The sequence below is a fragment of the Jiangella sp. DSM 45060 genome, assembly GCF_900105175.1.
Classification (GTDB): Bacteria; Actinomycetota; Actinomycetes; order Jiangellales; family Jiangellaceae; genus Jiangella.
In genome coordinates this window covers 3,667,501-3,684,570 of the sequence record NZ_LT629771.1, presented here as the reverse complement: position 1 = coordinate 3,684,570, position 17,070 = coordinate 3,667,501, and the positions used below count along the sequence as shown (strand labels likewise).

19 protein-coding genes (1 of these 19 only partly in view) are annotated in these 17,070 nt (G+C 74.1%); 9 read left to right on the top strand and 10 right to left on the bottom strand.

Translation table 11 applies throughout. From position 1 onward, the window contains the following. Window positions 1-3: 3 nt before the first annotated feature. Both BLU82_RS16550 and BLU82_RS34215 read left to right on the top strand, forming a co-directional pair. Window positions 4-507, top strand: coding sequence for an O-acetyl-ADP-ribose deacetylase (locus tag BLU82_RS16550; RefSeq protein WP_092622267.1), 504 nt, complete (start codon window positions 4-6; stop codon window positions 505-507). Window positions 508-748: 241 nt separating this feature from the next. Continuing rightward, the gene (locus BLU82_RS34215; protein WP_157741056.1) at window positions 749-916 is read left to right on the top strand and encodes a hypothetical protein; all 168 of its coding nucleotides are present in this window, start codon (window positions 749-751) and stop codon (window positions 914-916) included. 61 nt (window positions 917-977) lie between these two features. Here the strand turns inward: BLU82_RS34215 and BLU82_RS16545 are convergent, their stop codons facing one another. Both BLU82_RS16545 and BLU82_RS16540 read right to left on the bottom strand, forming a co-directional pair. Beyond that, window positions 978-1,712, bottom strand: coding sequence for a bifunctional 2-polyprenyl-6-hydroxyphenol methylase/3-demethylubiquinol 3-O-methyltransferase UbiG (locus tag BLU82_RS16545; RefSeq protein ID WP_092622266.1), 735 nt, complete (start codon window positions 1,710-1,712; stop codon window positions 978-980). Beyond that, window positions 1,702-2,124 (bottom strand): MmcQ/YjbR family DNA-binding protein, encoded by a 423-nt coding sequence (locus BLU82_RS16540; RefSeq protein ID WP_092622265.1) that lies wholly within the window; start codon window positions 2,122-2,124, stop codon window positions 1,702-1,704. Before BLU82_RS16540 ends, BLU82_RS16545 begins: the two co-directional genes overlap by 11 nt. A gap of 71 nt (window positions 2,125-2,195) precedes the next feature. On the opposite strand from BLU82_RS16540, the gene BLU82_RS16535 reads away from it, so the two are divergent. Continuing rightward, a complete protein-coding gene (locus tag BLU82_RS16535) occupies window positions 2,196-4,442 on the top strand; it encodes a DUF3488 and transglutaminase-like domain-containing protein (protein WP_092622264.1) in 2,247 nt (748 codons plus the stop codon). Here the strand turns inward: BLU82_RS16535 and BLU82_RS16530 are convergent. The 8 genes from BLU82_RS16530 to BLU82_RS16495 form a co-directional block, all read right to left on the bottom strand. Next, entirely contained in the window at window positions 4,402-4,884 is a 483-nt protein-coding gene (locus tag BLU82_RS16530; protein WP_157741054.1) for a hypothetical protein, read from the bottom strand. The genes BLU82_RS16535 and BLU82_RS16530 overlap by 41 nt on opposite strands. A 21-nt stretch (window positions 4,885-4,905) precedes the next feature. Further along, entirely contained in the window at window positions 4,906-6,903 is a 1,998-nt protein-coding gene (locus tag BLU82_RS16525; protein WP_092622262.1) for a hypothetical protein, read from the bottom strand. A gap of 17 nt (window positions 6,904-6,920) precedes the next feature. Beyond that, a complete protein-coding gene (locus tag BLU82_RS16520) occupies window positions 6,921-7,994 on the bottom strand; it encodes a glycosidase (RefSeq protein WP_092622261.1) in 1,074 nt (357 codons plus the stop codon). Window positions 7,995-7,996: 2 nt separating this feature from the next. After that, window positions 7,997-8,752, bottom strand: coding sequence for a carbohydrate ABC transporter permease (locus tag BLU82_RS16515; protein ID WP_092625919.1), 756 nt, complete (start codon window positions 8,750-8,752; stop codon window positions 7,997-7,999). 74 nt (window positions 8,753-8,826) lie between these two features. Beyond that, window positions 8,827-9,777, bottom strand: coding sequence for a carbohydrate ABC transporter permease (locus tag BLU82_RS16510; protein WP_092622260.1), 951 nt, complete (start codon window positions 9,775-9,777; stop codon window positions 8,827-8,829). A 13-nt stretch (window positions 9,778-9,790) separates the two neighbouring features. Beyond that, a complete protein-coding gene (locus BLU82_RS16505; RefSeq protein ID WP_092622259.1) occupies window positions 9,791-11,086 on the bottom strand; it encodes an extracellular solute-binding protein in 1,296 nt (431 codons plus the stop codon). Window positions 11,087-11,115: 29 nt separating this feature from the next. Then, a complete protein-coding gene (locus BLU82_RS16500; RefSeq protein WP_092622258.1) occupies window positions 11,116-12,165 on the bottom strand; it encodes a LacI family DNA-binding transcriptional regulator in 1,050 nt (349 codons plus the stop codon). Between the two features lie 155 nt (window positions 12,166-12,320). Beyond that, window positions 12,321-12,701 carry a VOC family protein gene (locus tag BLU82_RS16495; RefSeq protein WP_092622257.1) on the bottom strand — a complete coding sequence of 127 codons (381 nt, stop codon included), beginning with the start codon at window positions 12,699-12,701 and terminating at the stop codon, window positions 12,321-12,323. Window positions 12,702-12,807: 106 nt separating this feature from the next. Here BLU82_RS16495 and BLU82_RS16490 point away from each other — a divergent pair, with 106 nt between their 5' ends. The 6 genes from BLU82_RS16490 to BLU82_RS16465 all read left to right on the top strand — a co-directional run. Next, on the top strand, window positions 12,808-13,692 hold the full coding sequence (locus BLU82_RS16490) for a hypothetical protein (RefSeq protein ID WP_157741052.1): 885 nt from the start codon (window positions 12,808-12,810) through the stop codon (window positions 13,690-13,692). A 37-nt stretch (window positions 13,693-13,729) separates the two neighbouring features. Next, window positions 13,730-14,749, top strand: a complete 1,020-nt coding sequence (locus BLU82_RS16485; RefSeq protein WP_092622255.1) for a DNA polymerase IV — start codon at window positions 13,730-13,732, stop codon at window positions 14,747-14,749. 104 nt (window positions 14,750-14,853) lie between these two features. After that, window positions 14,854-15,453 carry a sulfite oxidase-like oxidoreductase gene (locus BLU82_RS16480; protein ID WP_092622254.1) on the top strand — a complete coding sequence of 200 codons (600 nt, stop codon included), beginning with the start codon at window positions 14,854-14,856 and terminating at the stop codon, window positions 15,451-15,453. Continuing rightward, window positions 15,423-16,187: a ferredoxin reductase gene (locus BLU82_RS16475; protein WP_092622253.1), complete on the top strand. Its 765-nt coding sequence runs from the start codon at window positions 15,423-15,425 to the stop codon at window positions 16,185-16,187. The genes BLU82_RS16480 and BLU82_RS16475 overlap by 31 nt, the downstream gene beginning before the upstream one ends. 1 nt (window position 16,188) lies before the next feature. Beyond that, window positions 16,189-16,458 (top strand): DUF6510 family protein, encoded by a 270-nt coding sequence (locus BLU82_RS16470; protein ID WP_069115424.1) that lies wholly within the window; start codon window positions 16,189-16,191, stop codon window positions 16,456-16,458. Window positions 16,459-16,480: 22 nt separating this feature from the next. Next, on the top strand, window positions 16,481-17,070 hold the 5' portion of the coding sequence (locus tag BLU82_RS16465) for a DNA-3-methyladenine glycosylase (protein ID WP_092622252.1). 43 nt of this gene lie beyond the right edge of the window; only the first 590 of its 633 coding nucleotides appear in the window; the start codon lies at window positions 16,481-16,483; its stop codon lies off the right edge, out of view.

Genomic DNA, 17,070 nt, shown 5'->3' with positions numbered 1-17,070 from the left:
CTCATGGCTCGGGTCGAGGTGGCACAGGGCGACATCACCCGCGAGGACGTCGACGCGATCGTCAACGCGGCCAATTCGTCGCTGCGCGGCGGTGGCGGCGTCGACGGGGCGATCCACTGGGCCGCCGGGCCACGGTTGAAGGAGGCCGGTGCCGCGCTGGCGCCGTGCCGGCCGGGTGACGCCGTCGCGACCCCGGCGTTCGACCTCGACCCGCCGGTGCGCCACGTCATCCACACCGTGGGGCCGGTCTGGCGCGGGGGAGCGGCCGGCGAGGCCGCGCTGCTGGCGTCCTGCTATCGGCGTTCGCTGGAGGTGGCGGACTCGCTGGGCGCCCGGTCGGTCGCGTTCCCGGCGATCTCGACCGGCATCTTCGGTTACCCGCCCGACCAGGCCGCCCGCATCGCCGTCGACACCGTCCGGGCCGCCTCGACCGAGGTGGAGTTGATCCGCCTGGTCGCCTACGACCGCCCGACGTACGACCTGCTCACCGCCGCTCTGGACGCCTGAGGCAGCAGAAACCCCGGCGCGGAACCACAGTGAATGAGAGGCGCGCCGGGGTCCGGCCGGGATCATCGGTGTGACAGCACCTCCGCCGACCAGGACCAGAGTACCGCCGTTGACGACTCATTGACCAGGTGTCATCCTGGAGGGCTAACTACATCGGGAACCCCCGGAGTAGTCCAGAGATGGGCTACCCGGCGGGCTGTGACAGCGGCTCACTGTGTGGCCCCTCGGAAAGAGGATGCACGTGAACCACAGTGACAGGGACGAGCGCACGACGTTGGCCAGGCTTGAACAGCTGCGTCAGCACACCGAGGTCATCAGCCAGATCCTGAGGGATCTCTGGCCACTGATCGCGGGAGCGTTCTCCATCCTGGGTGTCGCCCTGCACCAGTTCGTCGCGCTGCTGAGGTAGCGCCACGAACCGCTGGGAGCGAGACGGGGCTGGCGAGAGCCGGCCCCGTCTGTGCGTGGTCTCAGCGCCGGAGCGCCAGCAGTGAGAAGGCGTTCGGCAGCCGCCCGCGCCAGGCCGCCGCGTCGACGCCGTCGGGACGCCAGAACGGATCGGGGTACTCGGCGAGGTGGCGCAGCTCCAGCTCGGCGCCGACCACCGCCGTCACGATCTCGCCGAGCGTCGCCTGCCGCTCCACCGCGCCGCGGGCCGGGAACGTGTCGTTCACATGACGGCGCTCGAAGTAACCGCGGTCCGGCCGGATCCGCGGCTCGTCGGCGTCCCACGTCCACAGCGGCACCGCGGGGTGCGCCTCGTAGACGAACAGCGACCCGCCCGGTCGCAGCAGCCGCGCCACGTCGCGGGCCCAGGCGGCCAGGTCGGGCAGCCAGATCAGCGCGCCCTTGCCGGTGTAGACGAGGTCCGCGCCACCGGAGCGCAGGGGGGCACCGGGCAGCTCGCCGACGACGTACCGGCACGGCAGGCCCAGCCGGGCGGCCCGCCGCCGCGCCGCCGTCACGGCGACGGCGCTGAAGTCGACACCGACGACCGACCGCGCGCCGGCCCGCACCAGCGCCGCGTCGTCGAGGCCATGGCCGCTCTGCAGGTGCACGACCTCGGGCGCCGCCGCCAGCACCAGGCCCAGCAGCTCCAGTTCGGCCGGCAGCAGCGTCGCCGTCCGCGCCTGCGCCAGCAACTCGTCGTCCTCGCGGACGTGCTTCAGCGAGGCGTCGTCCCAGGCGGCGCGGTTACCGTCCATGATCGCGCAGCCACGCGGCGGCCCGCGTCCTCGAGGCGCGCGCCAGCCACGCGTCCTGGACCTGCTCGGCCAGCTCGGCGCGGGTCAGCTCGCCCAGCCGGCCGGCCCGCACCAGCACCGACAGGTGCCCGTCGAAGTGCGGCGTCGTGAAGTACGGGGTGCGCGGGTCCTGGACCAGCGCCTGCTTCTCGGCCTCGGACTCCACCCACAGCACGATGACGTCGTCGTACCGCTCGCCCGTCTCCGGGTCGACGGCGTCGGGCCGCGGGTTGCGGAAGAACACGAACGACCGTCCGCCGACCTGGTAGACGGGCTTGTGCTCGGTGCCCGGGTACACGGTGACGTGGGGCATCGCCAGCGCCACCTCGTGCACGTCGGCGACCGTCGCGGCCCGCTCGCCGTCGTCCACCATGCCCCCACCCTAGCGACAACGCAACCTGCCGGTGGTCTCGGGCGTCTGACCTGGAAAAGGGGGGTGACGGCGTGCCCGGTGGGCTCCGGACGACCATTGTCACGGCGGTCGCCGCGCTGCTCGCCGCCGTGCCGCTGCTGGCGCTCGCGGAGTCGCCCGGGTGGGCGAGCGCGGTTCCGGCGGCGGTCGTGCTGGTCGCGGCGGCCGGCTGGACGCTGCGCCGGCACCGGACGCCGGCGCCGCTGGTCGTGGCCGTGCAGGTGGTCGTCCTCGGCTGGTGGCTCGGCGTGCTGGCGTCGAACGCCGACCGGGGCGCCTCCCCGTGGCCCGCGCTGCTGCCCGATCCGGCCCGGCTCGCGGCCACGGTCCGCGACGGCGTCGAGGTGGTCCGCGAGAACGCCGCACCGCTGCCGCCGGACCCGGGCGCCGTCGTGCTGCTGGTCGCGTGCGCCGGGGCGGTCGCGATCACCGCCGACCTCCTCGTCGCCGCGCGGCGCCGGCCGGCGCTGGCCGGTCCGGTGCTGGCGGCCGGCTACCTCATCGCGGCCGGCGTGCTGCCGGGCGGCGTCGCGTGGTTCTGGTTCGTGCCGCCGGCGGCCGGCTACCTCGTCCTGCTCGCGGCGGAGGGCCACGCCCGGGTCGCCCGCTGGGGCCGGTTCGTCGGGCCCGGCGCCGGCCACGGCGACCGCCCGGGCCGGGCCGGGCTGCACACCGGCCTGCGCACCAGCCGCCGGGCCGGGCTGGCCGCGGTGTCGGCGGCGGTCGTCGTGCCGGCGCTGCTGCCCGGCCTGGGCGACGGCGTCATCGACGAGTCGCTGTTCGCCCGGCTCGACGACGAAGCAGCCCGGGCGCCGTCCGTCCCCGTCGACAACCCGATCGTCGACCTGCACCGCAACCTCACCCGGCCGCAGGACCTCCCTGTGCTCCAGTACACGACGGACGCGCCGGAGCCGCCGTACCTGCGGGTCGCCGTCCACGACGAGTTCGACGGAAGCCGCTGGCACCAGGGCGAGGGGACCACGTTGCGCCTGCTGCGCGGTGACCTGCCGGCGCCACCGGTCGCCGGCGGCGAGCCGCCCGTCGCGGAGATCGAGATCACGGTCACCGAGAACTACCCGTGGCGGTCGCTGCCGCTGCCGTACCCGCCGCTGCGGGTGGCGGTCGCGGGGGAGTGGTTCTACGACCCGGACACCCTCGAGGTCGGCTCGCCCAGCGGTGACCCGCGCGGGCTGCGCTTCAGCGCCGACGTCGCGCTGGTCTCGTACGACGCCGAACGGCTGCGGTCCGCGCCGCCGCCCGGCCCCGGGCTCGACCCGATGGTCGCGCTGTCCGCTGACGCCGATGTCGTCGATCCGTATCTCGACGAGGCCGTCGGCGCCGCCGCGACGGACTACGACCGGGCCCGCGCGCTGGAGGCCTGGTTCCGCGGCGGCGGCGGGTTCGTCTACGACACCGACACCGTGGACCCCGGCACGGCGACCGGGTCGCTGCTGACGTTCCTCCAGGACCGCCGCGGCTACTGCGAGCAGTACGCGGCGACGATGGCGGTCATGGCACGCCGGCTCGGCATCCCGGCGCGGGTCGCGGTCGGCTTCCTGCCCGGCGACGCGTTGCCCGGCGGCGGCCGGATCGTCACTACGCACGACGCACACGCCTGGCCGGAGCTGTGGTTCGAGGGCACCGGCTGGGTCGCCTTCGAGCCGACCCCGGCCCGGCCGGGCGCCGCGCCCGGCCCCGGCACCCCGTCGCCGCAGCCCGGGACCCCGCCTGCTGAGGCGCCGCCGGCCGAGACCTCGCCGGCGCCCGCGGACGAGCCGGACGACGTCGCCGCCGGCGCCGCCGGCGGTGACGGGGTCCCGCCCGGCGCGCTGGTCGCGGCCGCCGTCATGATGCTGCTGACCGGTCGGCCAGCGATGACGGCGTTCCGGCGGCGACGGCGCTGGCGGCGGGCCGCCGGCCGGCCGCGGCACGAGGCCGAGGCGGCCTGGACCGAGCTGCGCCTGGCCGTCCGCGACGCCGGGCTCGGGCCGGTCCAGGGCACGCCGCGCGCCACGGCCGCCCGGCTGGCGCAGGCCGTGTCCCTCGACGACGGCGCCCGCGCGGCGCTGCGGCGACTGACGACGGCGGTCGAGAGAGCCCGCTACGCGCGGTCGGCCGAGCCGGTCGCCACGCTGCGCCAGGACGTCCGTACCGTCCGGCGGGCCGTGCTGCGGACGCGGCCGCTCCGGCGGCGGGTGCGGGCCGCGCTCTGGCCGGCCCGTATGTCGCCGCCGCCGGTCACCGCGACGGCGCCGCCGCTCGTCCCGCATCGGGCATGAGGTCCGGTCCGTCCGGGGTGTCGACGATGCGCCAGCCGAAGCCCGGCAACCTGACGTCGGTGCGGGCGCCGAACGTGCGCAGCAGGGTCGCGACGTCGCCGGCCGGGAGGCGTGCGGCGACGTCGGCGAAGAGCCGCGGCGCGTCCAGTCCGAGCTCCCGCGCGACGTGCAGGTGCGGCGCGAGCCCCACCATGGTGTCGCGCGGGTCGGCCATGACCAGCTGCTCGGACACCGCGGCCGCCGTCAACGCGTCGCGGAGCAGCCCCGCGGACCGGGTGCGCAGCGCGACCACGACCTGCCGCGCGCTGTAGCGGCCCAGCGCCTGCACGGCCGAGCGGCCGAGCCGCGCCAGCGTCGCGTCGTCGAGGACCGCCGGCAGGTCACGGAGGACCTGTTCGGCCAGGGCGTCGCCGCCGTGGATGCGTTCGAGGTTCGGCCGCACGCCCACCACCTTCGCACACGGTCAACCGCCCGACACGACGGCGAAGCCGCCCGGCCGCAGCGTGATCGTCGTCCGCCCGGTCAGCTCGCGGGACGCCTGCAGCCGGCCGGAGCCGTCGTACACCCGCACGGTCCCGGGCCCGTCGACCTCGACCCGGCGGGGCGTCGCCGCGGCCGAGTGCAGCAGCTCGGCCCGCGCCCCGCCGTCGCCGGCCAGGGCGAGCCGGGACACGTCCGGCCGGACCAGCAGCGCATCCAGCTCGACCGCGCCGCGCGATGCCGTCACCGACACCGACGACGCGCCCGCGGGCACCGGCCGGCGCAGCGGCAGCGGCAGCAGCGCGCCCGGGACCGCGGTCAGCCCCTGCGCTCCGACCCGGTGCTCCAGCGTGCCGACGGCTCGCCCGGACGCCGTCCACGCCGACCGCGCCGTTCCGCCGAGCGGCAGCCACGACACCGGCTCGACCAACCGCGGCTGGTCCGACGGTCCCAGGTCGAACGTCGCAGTCTGCCCAGGCGACAGCGCCAGCAGCGACCCGCTCCACAGCGACTCGCCGGTCCACGCGGCCTCCGGCGCCCGCACGGTCCCGGTCGTCGACGTCGCCGCCTCGGCCTCGACCAGCCGCAGCCCGTCGCGCGCCACGACGTCCGTCAGAGCGGCGGCGCGCTCCCGCACCTCGGGGTGCGCGTCCAGCGCCAGCATCGACAGCTGCCCGTGGATGGTGCTCTCGGCGCCGCTGTTCCGGTTGATCGTCCCGTCGGCCGCGACGCCGTCGTACGTCACGCCGGTCGCGGGGTCGTACATCGGTTCACCGGCGGGATTCGCGCCGAAGTACCACGCCGCCGTCAGCCCGGCCAGCTCGCCGAACGCCGGCCGGTCCGCCGCCTCGCCGACGGCCAGCAGCGACTGCAGCCGCGAATCGACGCCGTAGGCGATCTGCACCCGCTCGGTCGGCGTCGGCATCCACCCGTTGTCCGCGCCGCCCGCCGTCAGCAGCGTCGGCACGAACCGCGCGGAGTCGACGACGGCCGGGCGCAGCAGCTCCGGCGACGACAACGCCGTCGAGGCCGCCAGCGACGCCGGCAGCTGCGACCCCCACGCATGCCACATCGACCGCGACCGCGCCCACGGCAGGACCGCGCCGTACGGCCACGCGTCCGGGTCGCCGCCGCCCATCGCCGCCACGCCTTCGGCCAGCTTGCGCAGCGCGCTCCGCGCCGGCCGGTCCGACGGCGCCGCCGTCGTGTACGCCGCCAGCCCCAGCACCGCCTCCGCCGTCGCGTCCGCGCCGTCCACGATCAGCCACGACGGCACCCGTAGCCCGTCGGCGACGGTGTACTCGCCGTACCGCGTCAGGACCTGCCGGTCGACGGCGTCGACGGCCAGCCGGAGCCGATCCTGGAGGAAGCCGGCGAACGCCGGGTCAGCGTCTTCGAACGCCGCGTACCCCTCGCCGAACGCCCAGATCGTCCGCGCCAGCCAGTAGCTCGGCCCGGAGTCGGACGGGTCGGGCAGCTCGACCGGCTCGGCGCTCGGGTTCAGCTCGCCGTCGGGCTGGATCCAGAGGACGACGTTGCCGGCGTTCGGCCCGCTGGTCGTCTGCAGGTAGGCCAGTGATCGCAGCAGCTCGTACGCGTTCTCGCGACTGGCGGCGGCGCCCGTCTGCCGCCAGTGCCGCAGGTAGACGACGGCCGCGCGGGACACGTCGTCGGCGTTGTAGGCGCCCTGCGACCAGTGTCCCGTCGCGGGGTCGAGCCGCCCGCCGCCGATCCGCTCGAACGTCCCGCCCGCCCGCGCGTCGGCGTACGTCCACGGGAAGGTCAGCGCCGGCTCCTCGGCCAGCCGGTAGGTCGTGTGGCCGGCCACCTCCGCAGGCGATGCCTGGTCCAGCAGGAAGTCCAGGTGCGCGGTGTTCGCCAGTGGCTGGACGGGGTCCGGCTGGGGCGCCGCCCCGGCCACGAGCGTCCCGGTCGTCAGCAGCGTCGCGGCCAGGGCCGCCGTCCACGAGCTCCGCGTCATCGCGGCTCTCCCTTCGGTCAGAGGTCCGTGCGGTCCAGGCGGGCGACCCCGATCTTGCTGTCGGCCATCCCGTAGAAGACGTAGTGCGCGCCGCCGATCTCCTCGATCGCGGTGGGGAAGACGACGTTCGGAACGATGCCGCTGCGCTCGTCGTCGGTCTCCGGCGCCAGCAGCGGTTGCGGCGTGCGGGCCAGCACGACGGACGGGTCGGCGGCGTCGAGCAGCAGGGCGCCGGCGGCATAGTTGACGCGCTGCTGCTGCGCGACGCCCGACGCGAGCACGCCGGTGACGCCGTGGTGCAGCAGCAGCCAGCCCTCGGGGACCCGCAGCGGCGCCGGTCCACCGCCGATCTTCAGCTCCTCGAACGGGTACTCCGGGCCGGCGAGGAACCGGTGCTCGCCCCAGTGCACCAGGTTGCGGACGTCGGCCAGCGCCGATGCCAGCGGCACGTACGAGATCCAGACGCTGTGCCGCTCGTCGGTCACACCGCGCGGCAGCACGACGCCCTGACCGGGGCGGATCTCGCCGAGATCCCACATCGGACGGTGCAGCACGGCGAGGCTCTCGACCCCGGACGGCGACGTCACCGGCGTCGGGAAGAACACGGTGTCCTTGTTGTGGAACAGGTTGAGGTCGACGTCGAGGTCGTCGTCGTAGGCGAACAGCGCCGGCCCGAGCCGCCGCCACGTCCGCAGGTCGTCCGACACCGCCAGCGCGGTGCGCGGCCCCAGCGGCCCGTACGCGACGTACGTCATGACGTGCAGCCCGAGCGCGCCGATCCAGGTGATCCGGGGGTCCTCGACGCCGCTGTGCGCGGCGCCGCGCTCCCAGGCCCGGTCCGGCTCCAGGACGACGCCCTCGCGCGCCACGCCGACCGGCACGCCGTCGTCGTCGATCACCACGCGGGCGAGGCCCACCCGCGACACGTTGCCCGCCGCGACCAGCCGGGGGAGCAGGTACAGGACGCCGTCCGGGTCGCGGCCGGAGGCCGGGTTGAGCACCCCCTCGGCCTCGAGCGGCTCGCCGTCGAGCGGGGCCATGACGACCCCGAGCCGGGTCAGCGTGTACGGGACGGTGGTGGAGACGGGCATGCCTAGCCTTTCACGCCGGAATCGAGGTTCGTGCTGGTGAAGTAGCGCTGGAAGACGATGAACAGGACGACCGCGGGCGCCGCCAGCACGACGGCGCCGGCCAGCACGGCGCCGAACGGGTTGGCCGCCGACGCCGCCACGTTGCTGATGTAGTTGGCCAGCGACACCGCCAGCGGCTGCATCGACTGGTCCTTGGTGATGAGGAACGGCCACAGGAACTCGTTCCACGGCCCGATGAACGTGATCAGGACGACGGTCAGAAGCACCGGCCGGACCAGCGGCAACGCGACGTTCCACAGGGTCCGCAGATCGCCCGCTCCGTCCACAGCCGCCGCGTCGAACAGCTCGCGGGGCAGTTGCAGGAAGTACTGGCGGAACACGATCACCGCGGTCGAGTTGATAGCGAACGGCAGGATCATCCCGAGGTAGCTGTCGGCCAGCCCGTAGTCGCGGGCGATCAGCACGTACAGCGGGATCATCAGCAGCTGGAACGGCACCACCTGCACCAGCAGCGCCAGCGCGAACGTCGTCCCGCGGCCGCGCCACCGCAGCACCGCCAGCGCGTACCCGGCCAGCACGCCGAACACGACCGTCCCCAGGATCACCCCGCCGGTGAAGATGCCCGAGTTCACCAGCCCCTGCAGCAGGTCGATGCGCCCGTCGATCGCGGCGTAGTTGTCCAGCGTCAGGTTCGACGGGTCCGGGAACGCGCCGGCCGGGGTGGGGTCGGGTGCGGTCTGCAGGGACCCGATGACCATGTAGTAGAAGGGGAAGAGGAACGCCAGGGCGCCCACACCGAGCACGACGTACCTCGTCACGGAGGCTCCGCGGCTCACGACTCACCACCTCCGACGAAGCGCCGCTGCAGCCACGCGACCAGCAGCACCAGCAGCACCAGGATCACGCCGATGGCCGCGGCCACGCCGGGCGTGCCCTGCTCGATGCCGCGCTGGTACATGATCAGCACCGGCGACGCCGACGCGCCGTTCGGCCCGCCGCCGCCCGTCAGCAGGTACGGTTCGGTGAACAGGTTCGCGCCGATGATCGTCGACAGCAGCAGCACCAGCACCGTCGCCGACCGCACCGCGGGCACCGTCACCGACCAGAACGTCCGCAGCCGGCCCGCTCCGTCCGTCGCCGCCGCCTCGTACAGCTCCTTCGGGACGTTCTGCAGCGCCGCCAGGTACAGCAGGATGTAGAAGCCCAGCTGCTTCCAGGTGACGAAGAACGCGATCGACGGCATCGCCCAGAACGAGTTGATCAGCCACGGCGGGTCCGGCGCCAGCGGCCCCAGCACCTCGTTGACCAGCCCGTCCCCGCTGAACAGGAACAACCACACGCCCACCACCGCGACCGACGCCGTCACGTACGGGACGTAGAAGGCGACCCGCAGGAAGATCCGGCCGCGCACCACCTGGTTGAGCAGCGTCGCCAGCACCAGCGACAGCACCACGGTCAGCGGCACGTTGATGACCAGGAAGATCCCGATGTTCACGAACGAGCGGCGCACGTCCGGATCGGTCAGGACGTCGGTGTAGTTGTCCAGCCCGACGAACGGCCGGTCGACGTCGGCGCCGGGCGCGGCGAAGAAGTAGTCGTGGAACGACATCCACACCGCGAAGCCCAGCGGCACCGCGAACACGACCAGCACGTACGCCAGGTACGGCGCGCTGAACAGCAGGCCGGACGGGTTGCGGCCCAGCAGCCCCCGCGCCCGTCGCCGGCGCGCGGGCGGTGCCGGTGCGCCGCCCGCGGCCCGGGCGTCCGTGTCGACGACCGTCATGCCCGGCCGCCCGTCAGGACTGGCCGGCCAGGCCGTCGATCTCGTCGGCGGCGCCCTGCAGCGAGTCCTGGAGGTCGCCCTCGCCGAAGATCACCGACTGCGACCACGCGTCGCGCAGCGTCTGCCACACGGCGACGGAGTTCGCGATGTTCGGGACCTCGACCGTGCGGGCCGCCTGGTCGCCGAACGCCTCGTACGCCGGGTTGGCGGCGAAGTAGTCCGGGTAGGTGCCGGGGAGGTCCTGGCGCATCGGCATCTGGCCGGTCATCTCCAGCAGCAGGCCGTCCTGCTCCTCGCTGGTGGCGAACTTCAGCACGTCCCACGCCGTCGCCTGGTTCTCGCACGCGGTGTAGAGGCCGATGTTCTTGGCGTCGCTGAACGTGTAGGTCTCCTCCGGGGCGGTGCCGGCGGATGTCGGGACGGGGACGGCGCCCCAGTCGATGTTCTCGCCGTAGACGCTGATCGCCCACGGGCCGACGATCGCCATGGCCGCCTGGCCGTCGGCGAACGAGTCGCCCTGGTAGGCCTCGCGGCTGGCCAGGCCCTCGTCGTACAGCGTCTTCCAGAACTCCGCGACGCTCTGCCCGGCGTCGTCGGCGAACGTCGCCGCGCCGTCCTCGACCAGCGGCGTGCCGCCCGTCTCGGCCGCGTAGAGCGGGTAGAAGTCGAACCAGTTCTGGAAGAACTCGCTGGTCGGGGCCGGCCAGATCGCCTTCGGCGCGGCGCCCGACGCCACCAGCGTGCGTGCGGTCTCGAGGAACTCGTCGTGCGTGCCCAGCGGCGGGTTCTCCGGGTCGAGCCCGGCGGCGGCGAACATCGCCTTGTTGTAGAAGATCATCACCGGGTTCGACTTCCACGGCAGCTGGAAGTACTCGCCGCTCGCCGACTGGTACTGCTCGGCGATGTCGCCGCTGCGCGCCGTCACGTAGTCGTCGCCGTCCTCGAAGCTGGACAGCGACACGAGGCCGCCCTGCCGCTCGAAGTCGGGGACCGCCACGGGCGCGGTGTTGAAGATCAGGCACGGCGCGTTGCCCGCCGTGATGGCGGCGCCGATGACCTCCTCGCTGCTGGCGCCGGCCGGGATCTCCTGCGCCTCGATCTGCTCGTCCGGGTGCTCGGCGTTCCAGGCCTCCACCATCTGCTCGCCCCACGCGACCTCGGCCTCGTTGTTCGAGTACCAGATGGTGATGTCGCCGCGGCCGCCGTCGTCGCCGGTCTCGGCGTCGTCGTCGCTGCCGCCGCAGGCGGTGACGGCGAGCAGGCCGGCGGCGGTGAGGGCTGCTGCGGTGGCTCGGGTGCGTCGTTGCACGGTGTCTCCTTCTGTCGGCCCGGACGGCGTCAGCGGCCGGCCCGGGTGGGGGGCTCTGAGTGGCTGGCGGTCGACTCGCGCGGCACGAAGCGCGCGGGCGGCAGGTCGGTGTCACCCGGCTCCTCGCCGGCGATCGAGCGCAGCAGCACCCGCGCGGCGACGGCGCCCCAGCTGACCGCGTCGGTGGCCACGGTGCTGAGCGCGGGGAAGAGGTGCTCGCCCACGTCGCTGCCGTCGAAGCCGGTGACGGAGAGCTCGTCGGGCACCCGCAGCCCGGACCGCTGCGCGACGCCGAGCCCGGCGATCGCCATCGGGTCGTTCGCGTAGACGATCGCCGTCGGCCGGTCGGGGCGGGCGAGCAGGTCGCGGGTCGCGCGGGCGCCGTCGGCGGCCCGGAAGTCGGTCTCGACGACGAGCTCGGCCGGCAGCCCGGCGCGGGCCATCGCGTCCTCGAACGCCTTCCGGCGGCGGCTGCCGTGCAGCATGCGGGCCGGCCCGGCGACGTGCGCGATGCCGCGGTGGCCGAGCCCGACCAGGTGGTCGACGGCGGCCTCGATGCCGGCCCGGTCGTCCATCGACACCGCCGGGAACGGTGACGGCGTCTCCGGGTGGCCAAGCGTGACGGCGGGGATTTGGAGCTCCTCGGCGAGGGCGATGCGGGCGTCGTCGTGGCGCAGGTCGGTGATGAAGACGCCGTCGACCCTGCGGTCGGCGACCAGCTTCCGGTACGCGGCCAGCTCGGCCACCTCGTCCGGGACGACGCTCAGCACCAGCGCCTGGCCGGCCGGTGCCAGTTCGCGCTCCACGCCCGCGATGAACGACGGGTAGAAGGGGTCGCCGGTGATGATCTCCGGGTCGCGGGTGATGACCAGCCCCAGAGCGAACGCCCGGTTCACCGACAGGGCGCGGGCCCGCAGGCTCGGCTGCCAGCCCAGGTCGCGCGCCGCCTCGAGGATGCGGTCGCGCGTCTGCGCCGAGACCCCGGGCTTTCCGTTGAGCGCGAACGACACCAGCCCCTTGCTCACGCCTGCCCGCCGCGCGACGTCGGCGATGGTGACTGGGGATGGTTCGGCGGGCATCGGCGGTCGCCTCTCGCGTCTAAACCGGTTTAGAATCGGAGCCTATACCGGTTTAGGTTTGCTCGCAAGGGAGTGGACGGCCGATGGGTGAGGCAGCTATGCCGCCGCCCTGGTCACCCGATCGGCTCAACCACCGAGCGCCGACGGCGGCGAGGTCACCCGGCTGCCTGCCAGAGGCCGAGCACGTTGCCCTCGCTGTCGCGGAAGTAGGCCGCGTACCCCATGCCCATGACCTCGGCCTTCGGCAGGACCACCGCGCCGCCCAGTCGCTGCACCGCCGCCAGCGCCGCGTCGACGTCGTCGACGCCGATGGTGACGATGGGGCCGGGGCGGTCGGCGTCGCGGGTGAACATGCCGCCGTTGATGGCGCCCGCCTCCTTGGGCCGCCCGGTCTCGTCGACCGGGGTGGTGGCGACCATCGTGTAGTCGACGTCCGGCATGGGCGTGACGTCCCAGCCGAAGGCGTCGCGGTAGAACTCGCGGGCCCGCTCGACGTCGTCGGCGGGGATCTCGAAGTGAACGACTTGTCCGGTCATGGCGACCGCCCCCTCGAACTGCTCCTTCGTCGAGCCTAGACCCGTTCCGCCGCCCGGAGCTGACGTAGATTCGAAGCAGCCGACGGAGCACATGAAGGAGCCGACCATGGCGCACAGTCCCAGGACCATCCAGCCGGGCGACGTCCAGGACGAGCGGGTGGCCCGGTTGTCGCTGACCGCCGCCTACACCTGGGCCTACCTGCCCACCGTCCTCGACGACGAGGGCCGCGCGGTCGACAACGCCGCCGTGGTCAACGGCCGGCTGTGGGCGCTGCGGTTCGACGAGCACCCGACGGCCGCCATGTCCGACGACCTCGACGCGCTGGCGTTCGAGGGGCTGATCTGCCGTTACGCGGTCGACGGCCAGGCGTATCTGCACGATCCGGCGTGGCGACGGCGGCAGCGGCTGGTCCGCCCGGCGAAGTCGGCGCTGCCGCGCTGCCCGGTCCACGACTCCGGCATCCGCGAGTTCGTCGGCGACACCATCACGTCGGTCCAAGACCAGGTCGGCTCGATCCTCGGCGGCGCCGCCACCAACGCCGGCACGGCGAGGGTCCGCGACACTTTCGCCCGCATCGTCGAGGACGTCACCTTCCCCGTCGACCCCTCCAAGGCGACGGCGTACGGCCAGCGCATCCGCGACTTCCTCGGCGGCGCACCCGCCCGCCACGACGATCACCTCGACGACGCGGAGCGCTTCCCGGTCGCGGGCACGCCCGGCGCCGCGCCCGAACCGGCCGGCGAGGTCGAGTACGACGCCAGCGGCGCGGCGGTCGGGAAGGACGGCGCCGACGCCGCCCCTGGGCCCGTCGCGGACGAGCGGCCCGCGGCGGACGACGTCTGGCGCGCCGCCACCGACCACCCGGCCGAGCCGGCCGACCCCGCAGAGCCGGCCGACCCGGCCGACCAGGCGGACCCGGCCGACCCGCAGGACCCGGCCGACCCCGCCGACCCGCAGGACCCGGCAGATCCCACGGATCCCGCCCGCTGACCCCCACCTTGTCAGTGCGCCGGGCCAGAATGGCCACGTGTCCCGCTGGGTCCTGCACGTCGACCTCGACCAGTTCATCGCTGCCGTCGAGGTGCTGCGCCGTCCCGAGCTGGCCGGCCGCCCGGTCGTCGTCGGCGGCGACGGCGACCCGTCCAAGCGCGGCGTCGTCGCCACCGCGTCGTACGAGGCCCGCGCGTTCGGCGTCCACTCGGGCCAGCCGCTGCGCACGGCGCTGAAACGCTGCCCCGACGCCGTCTTCCTGCCGGTCGACAAGCCCGCCTACGAGGCCGTCTCCGCCGACGTCATGCAGACGCTGCGCGAGTTCGGCACCGTCGAGGTGCTCGGCTGGGACGAGGCGTTCCTCGACGTCGGCGACGACGACCCCGAGGGAACCGCCCGGCGCATCCAGCGGCGCGTCCGCGAGGCCACCGACCTCGACTGCACCGTCGGCATCGGCGAGAACAAGCTGCAGGCCAAGCTGGCCACCGGGTTCGGCAAACCGGCCGGCGTCGCCACGCTCACCTACGATTCCTGGTTCGACGTGCTGGGCGAGAGCTCGACGGACGCGCTGTGGGGCATCGGCGCGAAGACGGCGAAGAAGCTGGCCGAGCTCGGCATCCACACCGTCCGCGACCTCGCCACCACCCACCCCGACGACGTCGCCAAGAGGTTCGGCCCCACCATCGGGCCGTGGCTGGTCCGCGTGGCCCGCGGGGTCGCGTCGGCGCGGGTCAGCGGCGAGCCGTGGCTGGCGAGGTCGCGCGGCAAGGAGTTCACGTACCAGCACGACCTCGACGACTGGGACGAGGTCGCCCGCGAGGTGGCCAGGCTGGCGCACGAGGTCGCCGGCGAGGTCGTCGCCGAGGGCCGCCCGGCCGTCCGCGTCGTCGTCAAGGTCCGCTATGCCCCGTTCTTCACCTCCACCCACGGCCACAAGCTTGCCGAGCCCACGAGCGACGCCGACGCGCTCGCCACGGCCGCGCTGGTGGCGCTGTCCCGGTTCACCGACCGCCGCCCGGTCCGGCTCCTGGGCGTGCGGGCCGAGTTCGGTACCTGACGAACCGACCTCCCGAATGCTCTGGACTCCGGACCTGGGGGAGAGGACCATGTGCCCAGGGTGGGAGGGCGCGTCCGCAGGCGCGAGGGAAACGGGGTGGAACGATGGGGATCGTGTCTCCGGGGTTCCGGAGAAGAAGGCACGACGCTGACGTCCAGCTGCCGCCGGGGCAGTACCTGACCGAGGACTTCCCGGTGCTGTCCGCCGGGCCGACGCCGAACATCTCGCTGGACCGGTGGGAGTTCACCATCGCCAGCGAGACCGGCCAGGAGTACCGGTGGACGTGGGACGAGCTGCTCGAGCTGCCGGCCGAGGAGCCGACGGTCGACATCCACTGCGTCACGAAGTGGTCCAAGCTGGCCACGTCATGGCGCGGGGTGTCGCTGGACCTGCTGATGGAGGACGTCGACACGACAGCCGACTACGCGCTGGCGCACTGCTACGGCGGCTACACGACGAACCTGCCGCTCGAGGACCTGCTCGACGGCAAGGCGTGGGTCGTCTACGAGTTCGACGGTTCCGAGCTGGCGCCGCAGCACGGCGGGCCGGCCCGGCTGCTGGTGCCGCACCTGTACTTCTGGAAGTCGGCGAAGTGGCTGCGCGGCCTGCAACTGCTCGAGTTCGACGAGCCGGGGTTCTGGGAGAGCGTCGGCTACCACAACTACGGTGACCCGTGGCGCGAGCAGCGCTACGCGGGCGATTGAACGCCCGCCTCGAGTGGCGCGTCGCGACCCTCGCCGGCATCCGCACCGAGACCGCGACCGCCCGGACGTTGCTGCTCGACGTCCCCGGCTGGCCCGGCCACGTGCCCGGGCAGCACGTCGACGTCCGGCTGACCGACGAGGACGGCTACAGCACCCAGCGCAGCTACTCGCTGGCCGCACCGGCCGACGGCGACCGCGTCGAGCTCACCGTTCAACGGGTGAACAACGGTGAGGTGTCGGAGTACCTGACGGACACCTTCGCCGTCGGCGACCCGGTCGAGCTGCGCGGCCCGGTCGGCGGCTGGTTCGTCTGGCACCCGTCGCGGACGGCGCCGGCGCTGCTGGTGGCGGGTGGGTCGGGCATCGTCCCACTGATGGCGATGGTCCGGGCCCGGCGCGAGGCGCGCAGCCGGGCGCCGTTCCGGCTCATCCACTCCGTCCGCTCGCCGTCCGACCAGTTCTACGCGTCCGAACTGCGCCGCGCCGCCCGCGACGACGGCGGGCTCGACATCGCGACGCTGTTCACCCGGTCGGCGCCGGCCGGGTCCGTGCGGACGCCGGGCCGCATCGGGCCCGCCGACCTGGAGCTCTACGGCTGGCCGCCGCAGTTCGAGCCGACGTGCTTCGTCTGCGGCCCGACCGGGTTCGTCGAGAAGGTGGCGAACACGCTGGTCGGACTGGGCCACGACCCGCGCCGCATCCGCACCGAGCGGTTCGGCCCGACAGGAGACTGACATGACTGACGACTACCAGGACGGCAACGCCCTGGCCGGCCCGCTCGCCGAGCTGTTCGCCGTCGACGTCACCGCTGCCACCGGACGCTGTGTGAGCTGCGGCGACACCCGCCGGGTCGCGGACCTGCGGGTGTACGGCCACGCGCAGGGCTGGGTGGCGCGCTGCCCGAGCTGCGAGCACGTCATCCTGCGGCTGGTCCGGGCGCCCGACGCGGCGTGGCTGGACCTCCAGGGGACGGTGAGCCTGCGCGTCCCGCTGCCGCCCGCCTGACGCCGTCGTCGATACTGGCGCGGTGGAGACGGCGACGATCGACCGCGCGTTCCTGGCCCGACCCGGCCTCGAGGTGGCACCCGACCTGCTCGGCAGCGTGCTGCGGCACACGACGCCTGAGGGGACGGTGGCGGTGCGGCTGACCGAGGTCGAGGCGTACCAGGGCGCCGAAGACCCCGGCTCGCACGCGTACCGCGGGCGCACGCCGCGCAACGACGTCATGTTCGGGCCGGCCGGCCACCTCTACGTCTACTTCACCTACGGCATGCACTTCTGCGCGAACGTGGTGTGCGACGTCGACGGGACGGCGACGGCGGTGCTGCTGCGGGCCGGCGAGGTCGTCGAAGGCGCCGCGCTGGCCGCGTCCAGGCGGCTGTCCGCGCGGACGGCGCGCGAGTACGCCCGCGGCCCGGCCCGTCTGACGTCCGCGCTGGGCCTCGGCCGCCCCGACAACGGCGTCGACCTGTGCGCTCCCGGCTCGCCGACGCAGCTGCTCCCGGGTCCGCCGGTCGACGGCGGCCGGGTGCGGACCGGCCCGCGGGTCGGCGTCAGCGGCATCGGCGGCGACGGCGTCGCGTTCCCGTGGCGATTCTGGCTGGACGGCGAGCCGAC

What these genes read in the sequence shown, in the direction of transcription:
- BLU82_RS16550 (WP_092622267.1), top strand. Translation starts at nt 4, where the DNA reads ATGGCTCGGGTCGAGGTGGCACAGGGCGACATCACCCGCGAGGACGTC.
- BLU82_RS16545 (WP_092622266.1), bottom strand. Translation starts at nt 1,712, where the DNA reads ATGGACGGTAACCGCGCCGCCTGGGACGACGCCTCGCTGAAGCACGTC.
- BLU82_RS16540 (WP_092622265.1), bottom strand. Translation starts at nt 2,124, where the DNA reads ATGGTGGACGACGGCGAGCGGGCCGCGACGGTCGCCGACGTGCACGAG.
- BLU82_RS16525 (WP_092622262.1), bottom strand. Translation starts at nt 6,903, where the DNA reads ATGACGCGGAGCTCGTGGACGGCGGCCCTGGCCGCGACGCTGCTGACG.
- BLU82_RS16520 (WP_092622261.1), bottom strand. Translation starts at nt 7,994, where the DNA reads ATGCCCGTCTCCACCACCGTCCCGTACACGCTGACCCGGCTCGGGGTC.
- BLU82_RS16515 (WP_092625919.1), bottom strand. Translation starts at nt 8,752, where the DNA reads ATGGTCATCGGGTCCCTGCAGACCGCACCCGACCCCACCCCGGCCGGC.
- BLU82_RS16510 (WP_092622260.1), bottom strand. Translation starts at nt 9,777, where the DNA reads ATGACGGTCGTCGACACGGACGCCCGGGCCGCGGGCGGCGCACCGGCA.
- BLU82_RS16500 (WP_092622258.1), bottom strand. Translation starts at nt 12,165, where the DNA reads ATGCCCGCCGAACCATCCCCAGTCACCATCGCCGACGTCGCGCGGCGG.
- BLU82_RS16495 (WP_092622257.1), bottom strand. Translation starts at nt 12,701, where the DNA reads ATGACCGGACAAGTCGTTCACTTCGAGATCCCCGCCGACGACGTCGAG.
- BLU82_RS16490 (WP_157741052.1), top strand. Translation starts at nt 12,808, where the DNA reads ATGGCGCACAGTCCCAGGACCATCCAGCCGGGCGACGTCCAGGACGAG.
- BLU82_RS16480 (WP_092622254.1), top strand. Translation starts at nt 14,854, where the DNA reads ATGGGGATCGTGTCTCCGGGGTTCCGGAGAAGAAGGCACGACGCTGAC.
- BLU82_RS16470 (WP_069115424.1), top strand. Translation starts at nt 16,189, where the DNA reads ATGACTGACGACTACCAGGACGGCAACGCCCTGGCCGGCCCGCTCGCC.